Below are 13,007 nucleotides of genomic sequence, written 5' to 3'. Positions count from 1 at the left end.
GCACTCTACGCCAGTGCAGGTGCGAAATGAAGGTTCCGGTGGTCGGGGCGGCTGTGCGTTTCCGACGCATGGACTTTGGTACTGCCCCTTGGGGACGGGTACCAGGTGGGCTGCTCCTCTTGCTCCTCGCCTTTCTTGTCTCTGCGCCCGTCCTGGCGGGGGAGCTGGGGCCGCCCCAGGCGGCCATCGCCATGCAGGGGGAACCGGCCCTGCCCCCGGCTTCAGCCATTTCCCCTATGCCGACCCCGCCGCGCCCAAGGGCGGGCAGCGGCGGGAAAGCATGACCGGCGGCTTCGACAGCCTGAACCCCCACGCCATCCGCGGCAAGGCGGCCACCTACCTGACCGGCTGGGTCTACCAATCCCTGCTGGCCCGCAGCTGGGATGAGCCCTTCACCCTCTATGCCGGCCTGGCGGAGAGCTTCCGGGTCGCCCCCGACCGTTCGGCCATCGAGTTCACCCTGGACACCGCCGCCCGCTGGCATGACGGCCGGCCCGTCACCGCCGACGACCTGCTGTTCAGCTTCCAGGAGCTGAAGACCAAGGGCCGCCCCAACCACCGCAGCTATTACGCCCGCGTCGCCAGGGCGGAGCGGACGGGGGAGCGCAGCGTGCGCTTCGACCTGTCCCCCAACCCCGACGGCAGCATCGACCGGGAGCTGCCGCTGATCCTGGGCCTGATGCCCGTGCTGCCCAAGCACTGGTGGCAGGCGGAGGGCCGCGACGTGGGCAAGACCCACCTGGACCCGCCCCTGGGCAGCGGCCCCTACCGTGTCGCCGTGGCCGAACCCGGCCGCCGGGTGGTCTATGAGCGGGTGCCGGGCTGGTGGGGGGAGCGGGTGCCCGCCTACCGTGGCCACTTCAACTTCGACCGCATCACCATCGATTATTTCCGGGATGAGACGGTGGCGCTGGAGGCCTTCAAGGCGGGCGGCATCGATTTGCGGCGGGAGCCGGACGTGGCCCGCTGGGCCCGGGACTATGACACGCCGGCGGTGCGCGATGGCCGCATCCGGCTGGTGGCCCTGCCCCATGGCCGCACCGAATGGACCCGGGCCGTCTTCCTGAACCTGCGCCGCCCGCCCTTCGACAACCGGCTGGTGCGTGAGGCGGTGGCCCTGGCCTTCGACTATGACTGGATGGCCAAGAGCCTGTATTTCGGCCAGGTCCGCCCCATCGAGAGCCTGTATCCCAACGCCGACCTGGCCGCGCCCGCCGGCCCGCCCAGCCCCGCCGAGCTGGCCCTGCTGGAGCCCTTCCGTGACCGGCTGGACCCCCGCGCCTTCGGCCCGGCCTGGCGGGTGGCCCGCACCGACGGCACCGGCTATGCCATGCGCCCGCACCTGCGCCGCGCCATGGAGTTGCTGGCCCAGGCCGGATACCGCGTCGTGGAGGGGCGGCAGGTCGGCCCCGACGGCACGCCCTTGGAGGCGGAGGTTCTGTACCAGCTCCCCGCCGAGGGGCGGATGCTGCTGGAATGGTCCCGGTCACTGGCCCGGATCGGGGTGGTGCTGCGGCCCCGGCTGGTGGATGCCGCCCAGTTCCAGCAGCGCCTGGACCGCTTCCAGTTCGATGCCATCACCCACCGCTGGGTCAACAGCCTGTCCCCCGGCAACGAGCAGGCCCAGTATTACGGTAGCGCCGCCGCCGACATCCCCCGCAGCCGCAACTGGCCCGGCCTGCGCAACGGGGCCGTTGACGCCGCCATCACCGCCCTGGGCCAGGCCCGCACACGGGAAGAGCTGGCCGCCGCCACCGGCGCCCTGGACCGGGCCCTGCTCTGGGACTTCCCCATCGTGCCCCTGTTCTACAGCCCCGAGGACCGCATCGCCGCCTGGAGCCACATCGCCTGGCCCGACCGCGTGCCCTTGTACGGCGTGGTGCTGGAAACAGCCTGGGACAGGCGGGCGGGAAGCAGCATGGCAGCGGGGGGCTTGACCCACCAACCCTGAGGGACCAAGGTAGTGACTACACACTACTGGCACGGTGGGTGGCATGCCCGACGCCTTCATCTCAGCGACTGACGCCAACCGGAGCTTCTCCCGCCTCCTCCGCAGCGTGGAGGATGGCGCGCAGGTGACCATCACGAAGGATGGCAAGCCGGTGGCGGTCATGGTCCCCGCGTCTGCGGTGCCCGACCTCGTGGCAGAGGCCGCCAGGACCCGGATGCTTGAGATGCTCCAGAAGGGTATGGCCTTCCATTATGACGGCAAGCTGGACCGGGACGCGTTGCACTCCCGATGATCCGGGCGGCCTTGGACACCAATATCCTGGTTTATGCGGCCAACCCGACGCACGATGCCGGCAAGCATGGGATCGCCGTGGACATCCTGGCCCGCCTGAGCCTCGGGAACAGGGGCTTGCTGCCGATGCAGGCCTTGACGGAATTCTACACCGTCGTCACCCGGAAAGTGCATGCCGATCCGGGCAAGGCGAAGGAGCTGGTCGAGGTCTGGGGCGCCGTCTTTCCACCCCGCTCAGCGGAAATGGCAGATTTGGCTGATGCCATGCGGGTCCATCGGGACCACGGCATCTCTTTTTGGGATGGCATGATCTGGGCAGTCAGCCGCCGGGCCGGCGCCGCCTACCTGCTGAGCGAGGACCTGCAAGATGGCCGGGAGTTGGAAGGGGTGCGGTTCGTGAACCCCTTCAACCCTGCAAACCAAGACCTCTTGGAACACGTCCTGGCATTCTGAACATCCGGGCCAGGGGAGGTTTGCCCTCCCCCAGCCAATCCCCTCACCCCAGCTTCGCCTTCGCCAGCGCCTTCAGGTCGGCTTGGCTGCGGGCGCCGTAGTGGCTGATGATCTCGGCCGCGCAGATGGCGCCCAGGCGGGCGCAGTCCGTGGGGCTGCGGCCGGTGGTGTAGCCGTGCAGGAAGCCGGCGGCGAACAGGTCGCCGGCCCCCGTGGTGTCCACCACCTGGGCCACCGGCTCGGCCGGGACGCTGTAGGTCTGGCCGCCGGCCAGCACCACCGCACCCTTCTCGCTGCGGGTCAGCACGGCGGTGTCGACATGCTTGCGGACCGCCGCGGCGGCGCTGTCGAAGTCCCCGCCATAGAGGGCCGTGACCTCCCCCTCGTTGGCGAACAGGATGTCCACATGGTTGGCCACCAGCTCCAGGAAGCTGTCATGGTGGCGGTGGACGCAGAAGCTGTCCGACAGGGACAGGGCCACCTTGCGGCCGGCCGCGTGGGCCAGCTCCGCCGCCTTCAGGAAGGCCTGCTTGGCGTCGTCCCGGTCCCACAAATAGCCTTCCAGGTAGGTGACCTGGCTGCCCTGGATGACGGCCGGGTCCACGTCCGCCGGGGTCAGCAGGGTGCAAGCGCCCAGGAAGGTGTTCATGGTGCGGTGCGCGTCCGGCGTCACCAGGATCAGGCACTGGCCGGTGGGGGTGCCGTCGGTCAGGTCCGGCGTGTCGAAGGTGACGCCCACGCTGCGGATGTCGTGGCGGTAGACCTTGCCTAACTGGTCGTCGGCCACCTTGCCGATGAAGGCGCCCTTGCCGCCCAGCATGGCGATGCCGGCCATGGTGTTGCCGGCGGAGCCGCCGGACATCTCGATCCCCGGGCCCATCTTGGCGTACAGCTCCTCGGCGCGCTGGGCGTCGATCAGGGCCATGCCGCTCTTCACCAGGCCGTTGGCGGCCAGGAACTCGTCACTGGCCTGGGCGATCACGTCCACGATCGCGTTGCCGATACCCACCACATCGAACCGAGCCGCCACGGAAAAGCCTCCACCGGGAAAGAAAGTGCGGCGCAGTATAGGCGGCGGCGCGCTTGCGGCAAGGGCGGGCTTTCTCCTAGATGGTATTCCTCCGGCACCTGTTCGCGTGGCACGATGATCGACGCTTTCTTCAAGGCCGTTAGCCAGCTTACCGACCGGGCCTTCACCCGCGTGGTGCTGTTGTCGGTGCTGCTGACCGTGGTGGTCTTCGCCGCCGTCTGGGCCGGTTTCGGCTATCTGGTCACCCATACGGCCCTGTTCGAGACGCCCTGGCTGGACTGGGGCGTGGACCTGCTGGGCGGGGCGGCGGTGATCGGTCTGAGCTGGCTGGCCTTCCCCGCCGTGGTGGTCACCACGTCAAGCCTGATGCTGGACAGCATCGTGGAAGCGGTGGAACGGCGCTGGTACCCGCACCTGCCGCCGGGCCGTTCCCAGACGCTGGCAGAGGGGCTGTGGAGCAGCGCGAAGTTCCTGGGCCTCGTCCTCCTGTTGAACCTGCTGGCCCTGCCGTTCCTGTTTCTGGGACCCCTGTATCCGCTCATCTTTTATGGGCTGAACGGCTACCTCCTTGGGCGGGAGTACTACGAACTTGTGGCCGTGCGGCGCATGGATGCTCGCAGCATGAAGTACCTACGTTCGTCAGAGTCGTTGAGACTTTTTGTGGCCGGAATCATTATTGCCTTTATCTCCTCCATCCCAATCGTGAATCTGCTGGCGCCCGTCGTCGCCACGGCCTTCATGGTGCATCTGTTCGAACGGTTGCGCCGAGGCTTGCCGCGGACGGGGGGCGCATGATACCCGGACGGTGTCAGCCCAACGGCCAAGACGACCGTCGTCACCGCGCAAGCTTCCTGGGGGCAAGACCGCCATGTTCCGACGCACCAAGCCACCCTCCGGCCCCGGCACGCCCGTGAGCCCGCCCGCGGCGCCCGAGGCGCGCGTCCCGGACCCTGCGCCGAGCCCCACGCCGCCCGCAGCCGCCCAGCCCACCGACCCGCAGACGAGGCCCGCACCCATGAACACGCCCACCTCCTTCCCGCCGGGCACCGGCGCGTCCGGCACCACCCCGGCCGGCGGCAACCCGCTGACCCAGGGCTTCAAGCCCGACATCCCCCGCCGGGTGGTGGAGATCCCGGGCACCCCGCCGAAGCGGGTGGCCCCCACGGGCACGGAGGGCGGCGCCCCCGCCACGGAGATGCGCAAGCTGATCGTCGGCCGCGACATCAGCCTGTCCGGTGAGATCGCCGCCTGCGACGTGCTGGTGGTGGAAGGCACGGTCGAGGCCAAGCTGCGCGACGGCCGGGTGATCGAGATCGCCGACACCGGCCTGTTCAAGGGCTCGGTGGAGATCGACGACGCCGACATCGGCGGCCGGTTCGAGGGCGACATCACCGTCCGCGGCACGCTGAAGGTCCGCGGCACCGGCAAGATCACCGGCACCATCCGCTACGGCACCCTGGAGGTGGAGAATGGCGGCCAGCTGTCCGGCACCATCGAGGTGCTGACCGGCGGCCCGAAGCCCGCCACCGCCCCCGCGCCCAAGGCCCCCGAGCCCGCCGGCGCCTGAGGGCATCCTTCGGGATTGAGACGAGAAGCCCCGCCCCTTCGCGAGAGGGGGCGGGGTTCTTTATTCGGCAATCTGGTCAGTATCCATTAGCTCGTCCACACTTTCGCTTCTTGCAAACTGAACACCTCTTCGGACAAGTTCAGCCTGGAGAGTGCGATGGAGGGCATTCAGGTCAAAGCCATTTCCAGACCTCCAATACTTCATTATCTCATCTTTTCTAGAATAGAATACTTTGAATGCACTTTCATTTGGACGGACCCCAAATCCGCCAAAGAAAAAATATTCGTGATGCTCTTTGATGAAATCTCGTAATTCCTGCCGATTATGTTCTAACCATATCCTATCACAGAGAAGCAATCTAAACTCTCGAATTGCTGGATCAGCATGCCATATATCCTGCCATGTAAGTCCTTCTGAACTTAATTCTAAGCCATCAACATAGCTTTCTATTGTTACTTCAAGTGCAGATGTCTGATTCAAGGCTTTTTTCATACGAATAAGTTCAAGCTGGAAATCACTCTTATCGGAAAGTCGTACATTTAATTGGTTTCGCTTTTTTGTTCTCTGATTTGTCTGGGCGCTCATGACCTTCCCCGCCGAACTTGAAAGAGCTTAGGCGATTGTAAGCTATCAGAAATGCCCGTGAAATTTTCTGCGATCCCTTACCGCAGATTGACGCTTTCAACAGAGTGACAGGTGACAAAAATTTCCAAGTCATTTCAATTGCTTAGCAGCCGACCTAATGACACGTTGGTTCCAAAGAAGACACTTATCAACAGACGCACCAGATTTATCCACAAGTTGCTAACAGCCCTAGCAATTTCTATACACAAAAGCGTTTGCGAGAAGGGGGTAGGCTCTCCATCATAATGTAGCGTCGGCTTTCGCAGAAAACTCGCAAGATATGGAGGATGGAATGAAGGGGCCCCAAAGGAGCACGAAAAATTTTAAGCTGATCAGGTTGCTCGTGGCGACCAGCTTGTTGCTGGAAATTTGCCACAAAGTTTTAAGCATTTACGTCAGCTACTCCAGCATCCATTGATGGCTGTCGTATCTGGAAATCATCAGAAATGATTGCAAGATCTCATCGGAGCCAACGCAAAACAGACTCTTGGTTTTAGGGTGGAAGATTTTCTACTCGTGCTCAAATCACGCCGCCAGCGCCTGCTTCGGCTCGTTCAGGGCCAACTCGAACCCCACGGCGTCCCGGGCCTGCTCGACAGGGATGCCGAACCAGTCGGCGGCCGCCTCCACGTCGCCTCCCTCCGCCGCCCAGATGTCGGCGATGGCCCGGGTCGGGACCAGGGCGGGGACGATTGGCTGCCCATAGGCAATGCGGGGATCGATCAGGATGGTCGGGAAACTGTCCGGGCGGGGTGCCCAGCGGGCTGCCAGATGGGTCTGGGGATCGAAGCTGACGCCCTTGGCCAGCGTCGCCTGGATCACCTCCCACATCTCATACTGCCGGGTCAGCAGGTTCCACAGCCGCGTGTCCCCCGCCTCTTGCGCGGCCGGTTTCAGCACCTCCTCCACCAGCACGTTCTTGCGGTCGGCCGTCAGCAGGAAGCGGACCTTGTCGCTGGCCAGCGGCTTCGCCTCCCCGAACAGGGCGCGGGCAGCCTCCAGCGCCCGGCGCAGGGTGCGCACCTTCACGCCCTGCTCCCGCAAATGCTCCACGAACCGCACTTCCATCAGGTCCAGGAAGCTCAGCTCCTGGCGCCCGCCCAGCGGCTGGTAGTCCCGGTGCAGCAGCGGCCCGATCTGTCGGTCCGGGTAGCCCCGCAACCAGCCCAGGATACGGCGCGCGCTGCCGACCTCGATCAGCCGGGCGGCATCATCGACGGTATAGAACCCTGCGGCCAGCGGGTTCGTCGGTGTGGCGTTTCCCATGACCCGGTCCCGGACGGCCACCGGCATCGACGGCGTGCGGGCGGCTCCTACAAATGAATCTACCGGAAATCCAACCCAAGGCAACTTTCGCGTTTATGCATGCCCCTTGCCCGACAGGTGACAAAATTCCTAGGGCGTGCCATGCTCCTCCCACGCCCTTTCGGCGCGGTTCTTGGACAGGGTGAATTCCTCCATCCGCGGCTTTCCGGACATCATCCGTGGACATCCGTGTCCCCGTCCATCCGCTACACCTGTCAACAGGTCAGCACTCCTGACGCAACCACCCCTTAAGGTGACACAAAGCGCAACCCGGTCAAGTTAGTCGCCTTAAGGCACAAACCCCAGCAAAATCAGCCACATATAACTTAACCATGGTAAAGTTAAGCGTCACCTTTAGGTAAAGTTAGTCACCTTAAGGTCAATTTTGTCCAACGCTCACGCCTCCGGAGCCGTCCGGCCCTTGGCCATTTCCTCGGCGGTGGTCTTGGCGGGGTAGGCGCAGAGGTCGCGGACGATGCAGGCGGGGCAGTCGGGCTTGCGGGCCTTGCAGGTGTAGCGGCCGTGCAGGATCAGCCAGTGGTGGGCGTGCTGGCGATAGGGTTTGGGCACCTTCTTCAGCAACACCTGTTCCACCGCATCGGGGTCCTTGCCGGGGGCGAGGCCGGTGCGGTTGCCCACGCGGAAAATGTGGGTGTCCACGGCGATGGTGGGTTCCCCGAACGCCACGTTCAGCACCACGTTGGCGGTCTTGCGCCCCACCCCGGGCAGGGCTTCCAGGGACTCCCGGTCGCGGGGCACCTCGCCGCCATGCTTGTCCAGCAGGATCTGGGACAGCTTGATGACGTTGGCGGCCTTGTTCTTGTACAGGCCGATGGTCTTGATGAAGTCCCGCACCGTGGCCTCGCCCAGGGCCACCATGGCGGCCGGGTTGTCGGCCGCGGCGAACAATCCCTTGGTCGCCTTGTTGACGCCCACGTCGGTGGCCTGGGCCGACAGCACCACGGCCACCAGCAGGGTATAGGGGTTGCCGTACTCCAGCTCGGTCTTCGGCTCCGGGTCGGCCGCGGACAAGCGGCGGAAGAACTCCTCTATGGCGGCACGCTTCACGGGGGACCTCGAGATGGCGGACGGGACCGGGCAGCAATCTAGGGGGGCGACAGATCGCCCGCAATCGCCGGCACGGCAGGCCTTGCCCGGTTCGCCCGGCGAAGCATATTCTCGCCCCATGGATACGCGGGCAGACCATCCGGGGCAGGGGGGTCAGCGGCCGGTCCTGTTCCGGGCCGTGCTGCACCCCAACCGCAGCCTCAGCGCCAAGGGCTTCCGCCGGCTGATGCTGGTGGTGGGCGCCCTCAGCTTCACCCTCGGCCTGGGCTTCTTCCTGGCGGGGGCTTGGCCCATCGTGGGTTTCCTGGGCCTGGACGTGCTGCTGGTCTATCTCGCCTTCAAGGCCAGCTACCGCAGCGGCCGGCTGTATGAGACGGTGGAACTGGACGCGGACACGCTGACGGTGCAGCGGGTGGACCCCGCCCGCCGCGTCCGAACCTGGACCTTCCAACCCACCTGGCTGCAGGTCCACATCCAGGAACCGGTGCAGCATGACAGCCACGTCACCCTGTCGTCCCACGGGCGGCACCTGGTGGTGGGCAGCTTCCTGGCGCCGGAGGAGCGGTTGGACTTCGCCCATGCGCTGCGGGGAGCCCTGGCGCGTTGGCGCAGCCCGAAGGAACTGTCGGGCCATCCGGCCTGACCCCCATTTCGGGTAATGGACGCGGCCCCGCCCGGCGGGCCATGCTTTCCCCCGGAACCGGGACGCAGAAAGGGTGAGCGATGACGGTCCCAACCGGCAGGGGCGTGGGCTTCGCCGCACGCCTGTCCGCCCTGGCCCTGTCCGGGCTGGTCCTGTCCGCCTGTGTCGCCGGGGGTCGGGACAGCATCTGCCCGGGCCTGCCCGATTGCCAGTTCGCCGACCCCTGCGCCGCCCTGGGCCGCCCGGCGCAGGAGAAGGACGCCATGCCCTTCCAGCGGGCGCCGCTGCTGGCCATGGCCTACCTGCAGGCCTGCCAGGGTGACAAGGCCGCCGCCCTGGTCATGGGCGAAAGCTTCGAGACCGGCATCGGCGTGCCGGAGGATGCGGAACTGGCCTCCCGCTGGTACCGGCTGGCCGCGGTGAAGGGCCCGCCGCCCACCACCTACATCGTCGTGCCCGGCAACAACGCCTCGCCCCTGCCGGGCCCGCTGGACGGCCGGGGCCCCGCCTTCTACCCGGAGGCCGCCTTCCGCCTGGGCGTGATGCACATCGAGGGGCGGGGCGTGCCCCAGGACCTGAAAGCCGCCCGCCACTGGCTGAGGAAGGCCATGGACGGGGGCCACCCCCTGGCCGGGCGGGCCTTGCGGGCCATTGAGTGAGGCGCCGGGCCTGCGGCAATTGTGCGCCGCAATAAGCCGTCGGATAAGCCTGCTCACCCGCTTGAGGTATGTCATCGCCGCGTCGCGGCACAGGTTTATGGTGGGCCGCGCCGGCGGTTCGCCGGGCCAACCATTCCAGCTTTCACAGGGAAGGGCTGACATGACGATCCGCAACCTGGACCGGCTGTTCAAGCCACGCTCCATCGCGCTCATCGGCGCCAGCCGCCGGGCCCGCGCCATCGGCCAGGTGGTGGCCCGCAACCTGTTCAACGCCGGCTTCGACGGCCCGATCATGCCGGTGAACCCGCGGGAGCGGTCGATCGAGGGCGTGCTGGCTTATCCCTCCGTCGCCGACCTGCCCGTGGTGCCCGACCTGGCGGTGATCGCCACCCCGCCGCAGACGGTGCCCGGCCTGGTGCGGGAGCTGGGGGAGCGGGGCACCAAGGCCGCCATCGTCATCACCGCCGGCTTCGCCGAGCTGGGCGAGGAGGGCAAGGCGCTGCAACAGGAGCTGCTGGACGCCGCCAAGCCCCACCTGATGCGGCTGGTGGGCCCGAACTGCCTGGGCGTCATGGTCCCGGGGCAGGGGCTGAACGCCAGCTTCTGCCATGTGCCGCCCCTGAAGGGCGACATCGCCCTGGTGGCACAGTCGGGCGCCGTGGTCACCAGCATCGTGGACTGGGCCACGCCCCGCGGCATCGGCTTCAGCCACCTGGTCAGCCTCGGCTCCATGGCCGACGTGGATTTCGGCGACCTGCTGGACTATCTGGCCCAGGACAGCAGCGTGCGCGCCATCCTGCTGTACGTGGAGGCCATCACCCACGCCCGCAAGTTCATGTCCGCCGCCCGGGCCGCCGCCCGCGCCAAGCCGGTGATCGTCATCAAGGCCGGCCGCAGCGAGGAAGCCGCCAAGGCCGCCAGCAGCCACACCGGCGCCCTGGCCGGGGCCGACGCGGTCTATGACGCCGCCTTCCGCCGCGCCGGCATGCTGCGGGTGGCGGAGCTGGACGAGCTGTTCGACGCGGTGGAGACCCTGGCCACCGGCGTGCACATCCAGGGCGACCGGCTGGCCATCCTGACCAACGGCGGCGGCATCGGCGTACTGGCCACGGACGCGCTGATCGGGTCCGGCGGTCGGCTGGCCCAGCTGGCGCCGGAGACCATCGAGAAGCTGAACGGCGTTCTGCCCCCCACCTGGAGCCACGGCAACCCGGTTGACATCATCGGCGATGCCGACGGCAAGCGCTATGCGGACAGCCTGAAGATCCTGCTGGAGGACCGCGGCCTGGACGCCGTGCTGGTGCTGAACTGCCCCACCGCCGTGGCGGACGCGGGCGAGGCGGCGAAGGCCACCGTGGACGTGATCCTGGAGCACGCGAAGAAGCCCGGCGGCGGCCGCAAAGTGCCGGTGCTGACCAGCTGGCTGGGGGAATTTGCCGCGGCCGACGCCCGCAAGCTGTTCGCCCAGCACCGCATCCCCGACTACCACACGCCGAACCAGGCGGTGCGGGCCTTCATGCACCTGGTGCGCTACCGCAAGAACCAGGAACTGCTGATGGAGACGCCGCCCAGCGTGCCGGAGCAGTTCGACGTGGACATGGCCTCCGCCCGCGCCATGGTGGACGAGGCGCTGCGGGAGGGCCGCGCCTGGCTGACGGAGTTCGAGGCCAAGGAGGTGCTGCGCGCCTATGGCATCCCCTGCGTCCGCACAGTGGTGGCCAACTCCCCGGCGGAGGCGGAACGGGCCGCCAAGCGCCTGGGCGGGCGCATCGCCCTGAAGATCCTGTCCCACGACATCGTGCACAAGTCCGACATGGGCGGCGTGTCCCTGAACCTGCTGCCGAACCAGGTCTGGGCGGAGGCGGAGGCCATGCTGGAGCGTATCCGCACCGCCCTGCCGGACGCCAAGATCGAGGGCTTCACGGTGCAGGAGATGGCCCACCGCCCCGGCGCGCATGAGCTGATCGTGGGCATGGTGGACGATGTGCTGTTCGGCCCGGTCATCCTGTTCGGGGAGGGCGGCACGGGCGTGGAGGTGGTGGCCGACAAGGCCCTGGCCCTGCCACCCCTGAACCTGAACCTGGCGCGGGAGACGATGGCCCGCACCCGCATCTTCAAGCTGCTGCAAGGCTACCGCAACCGCCCGGCGGCGGACCTGGACGCGGTGGCCCTAGCCATGGTCAAGGTCAGCCAGCTGGTCAGCGACTTCCCGGAGATCGCCGAGCTGGACATCAACCCCTTGTTCGCCGACGAGAACGGCGTGCTGGCCCTGGACGCCCGCATCAAGGTGGTGCCGCTGACCCAGGCCGCCACCAAGCGGCTGGCGGTGCGCGCCTACCCGAAGCGGCTGGAGCACAAGGAGACGCTGCGCGACGGTCGGGAATTCTTCATCCGCCCGATCCGGCCGGAGGATGAGCCCCTGATCCACGACATGGTGGCCCACACCAGCATCGAGGACATGCGCCTGCGCTTCTTCGCGCCCATGAAGCGCCTGTCCCACCAGATGGCCGCCCGGCTGACCCAGATCGACTATGACCGGGAAATGGCCCTGGTCGCCACCTTCCCCGCGGGCCGGGGGGAGGAGCAGGACGCCCAGGACCCGATCTATGGCGTCGTCCGCATCACCGCCGACCCGGACAATGAGCGGGCCGAGTATGCCGTGCTGGTGCGCAGCGACATGAAGGGCAAGGGCCTGGGCCACATCCTGATGACGGAGATCCTGAAATACGCCAAGAGCCGCGGCATCAAGGAGGTGTTCGGCGAGGTGCTGCGGGAGAATTCGGGCATGCTGGCCCTCTGCCGCGAACTGGGCTTCACCACCCACGACAGCCCGGACGACCCCGGCATCAAGGAGGTGTCATACCGGTTCGCGGACCATCCGTGAGGACGGTCGCCGGCCGGGCCGCCTGCAACGTGCCGTTCAGCAGCCCTACCGGATTTTCTTGACTCCCAGCCTGGGACGGCGGCGGAATAAGGCATGTTGATCCCGTCCTACACACCGCCGCCGCCACCGGCATCGACACCAGCGCCGCAGCAGAACGCGGCGTTGGCCTCGGCCATGGTGACCGCGCAAAAGACGGCGCGGCCGACGGAGGTGCAGACGTCCCGCGCCACCGCCGCCGTGGCCCAGGCGGACCGGGGCCGGGAGAACCAGAGCAGCACCTTCCAGGGTTATTCCGTGGACACGGAAGCCGGGACCGTGCGCGCCAAGACCAACGGCGGCAGTGCCCGGGGCACCCGGCTGAATCTGGTGGTGTGAGCCGGCTTACGGCTTTCCCGGCGCTTTCAACCCTTGAGGCCCAGGTTTTCCTGCTTCCCCTGCGAAAGCAGGGGCCCACAGTTCTTCTGCGGCCGTGACGCGGAGATGGGAGTCAAAAACCGTGGACCCCTGCTTGCGCAGGGGAGGCAGTTGATGC

Annotated in this window: 13 protein-coding genes; 9 read left to right on the top strand and 4 right to left on the bottom strand. The window is 67.0% G+C overall.

The window, feature by feature from the left end; translation table 11 throughout:
- Nucleotides 1–280: 280 nt before the first annotated feature.
- From HHL28_RS16110 to HHL28_RS16100, 3 genes are read left to right on the top strand one after another with little or no spacing between them, the layout of a single operon-like run.
- Entirely contained in the window at nucleotides 281–1,951 is a 1,671-nt protein-coding gene (locus HHL28_RS16110) for an extracellular solute-binding protein (RefSeq protein ID WP_169655473.1), read from the top strand.
- A 43-nt stretch (nucleotides 1,952–1,994) separates the two neighbouring features.
- Nucleotides 1,995–2,243: a type II toxin-antitoxin system Phd/YefM family antitoxin gene (locus tag HHL28_RS16105; protein WP_075770244.1), complete on the top strand. Its 249-nt coding sequence runs from the start codon at nucleotides 1,995–1,997 to the stop codon at nucleotides 2,241–2,243.
- 11 nt (nucleotides 2,244–2,254) lie between these two features.
- On the top strand, nucleotides 2,255–2,695 hold the full coding sequence (locus HHL28_RS16100; protein ID WP_169655471.1) for a PIN domain-containing protein: 441 nt from the start codon (nucleotides 2,255–2,257) through the stop codon (nucleotides 2,693–2,695).
- 43 nt (nucleotides 2,696–2,738) lie between these two features.
- Here the strand turns inward: HHL28_RS16100 and HHL28_RS16095 are convergent, their stop codons facing one another.
- Nucleotides 2,739–3,725, bottom strand: a complete 987-nt coding sequence (locus HHL28_RS16095; protein ID WP_075770242.1) for an adenosine kinase — start codon at nucleotides 3,723–3,725, stop codon at nucleotides 2,739–2,741.
- Nucleotides 3,726–3,839: 114 nt separating this feature from the next.
- On the opposite strand from HHL28_RS16095, the gene HHL28_RS16090 reads away from it, so the two are divergent.
- Nucleotides 3,840–4,520, top strand: a complete 681-nt coding sequence (locus HHL28_RS16090) for an EI24 domain-containing protein (protein ID WP_075770241.1) — start codon at nucleotides 3,840–3,842, stop codon at nucleotides 4,518–4,520.
- A gap of 220 nt (nucleotides 4,521–4,740) precedes the next feature.
- A complete protein-coding gene (locus HHL28_RS16085) occupies nucleotides 4,741–5,292 on the top strand; it encodes a bactofilin family protein (protein ID WP_075770240.1) in 552 nt (183 codons plus the stop codon).
- A 60-nt stretch (nucleotides 5,293–5,352) separates the two neighbouring features.
- Here HHL28_RS16085 and HHL28_RS16080 read toward each other — a convergent pair whose 3' ends face one another.
- The 3 genes from HHL28_RS16080 to nth form a co-directional block, all read right to left on the bottom strand.
- Complete coding sequence (locus HHL28_RS16080; RefSeq protein ID WP_169655468.1) at nucleotides 5,353–5,877, bottom strand: hypothetical protein; 525 nt, start codon at nucleotides 5,875–5,877, stop codon at nucleotides 5,353–5,355.
- Between the two features lie 564 nt (nucleotides 5,878–6,441).
- Nucleotides 6,442–7,182 (bottom strand): hypothetical protein, encoded by a 741-nt coding sequence (locus HHL28_RS16075; RefSeq protein WP_169655466.1) that lies wholly within the window; start codon nucleotides 7,180–7,182, stop codon nucleotides 6,442–6,444.
- Between the two features lie 435 nt (nucleotides 7,183–7,617).
- On the bottom strand, nucleotides 7,618–8,289 hold the full coding sequence (gene nth, locus HHL28_RS16070) for an endonuclease III (RefSeq protein ID WP_075770238.1): 672 nt from the start codon (nucleotides 8,287–8,289) through the stop codon (nucleotides 7,618–7,620).
- A 118-nt stretch (nucleotides 8,290–8,407) separates the two neighbouring features.
- Between nth and HHL28_RS16065 the strand changes: the two genes are divergently transcribed.
- The 4 genes from HHL28_RS16065 to HHL28_RS16050 all read left to right on the top strand — a co-directional run bounded on the left by HHL28_RS16065 (nucleotide 8,408) and on the right by HHL28_RS16050 (nucleotide 12,850).
- Nucleotides 8,408–8,932 carry a DUF2244 domain-containing protein gene (locus tag HHL28_RS16065; protein ID WP_075770237.1) on the top strand — a complete coding sequence of 175 codons (525 nt, stop codon included), beginning with the start codon at nucleotides 8,408–8,410 and terminating at the stop codon, nucleotides 8,930–8,932.
- A gap of 80 nt (nucleotides 8,933–9,012) precedes the next feature.
- Nucleotides 9,013–9,591 (top strand): tetratricopeptide repeat protein, encoded by a 579-nt coding sequence (locus HHL28_RS16060; protein WP_075770236.1) that lies wholly within the window; start codon nucleotides 9,013–9,015, stop codon nucleotides 9,589–9,591.
- A gap of 160 nt (nucleotides 9,592–9,751) precedes the next feature.
- A complete protein-coding gene (locus tag HHL28_RS16055; RefSeq protein ID WP_075770235.1) occupies nucleotides 9,752–12,475 on the top strand; it encodes a bifunctional acetate--CoA ligase family protein/GNAT family N-acetyltransferase in 2,724 nt (907 codons plus the stop codon).
- A gap of 93 nt (nucleotides 12,476–12,568) precedes the next feature.
- The gene (locus HHL28_RS16050) at nucleotides 12,569–12,850 is read left to right on the top strand and encodes a hypothetical protein (protein WP_169655464.1); all 282 of its coding nucleotides are present in this window, start codon (nucleotides 12,569–12,571) and stop codon (nucleotides 12,848–12,850) included.
- Nucleotides 12,851–13,007: the final 157 nt, after the last annotated feature.

It is taken from the genome of Aerophototrophica crusticola, from assembly GCF_012913305.1.
Lineage (GTDB): Bacteria > Pseudomonadota > Alphaproteobacteria > Azospirillales > Azospirillaceae > Niveispirillum > Niveispirillum crusticola.
The sequence above is the reverse complement of the archived record's forward strand: the minus strand, read 5'-3'. Positions and strand labels throughout refer to the sequence as shown.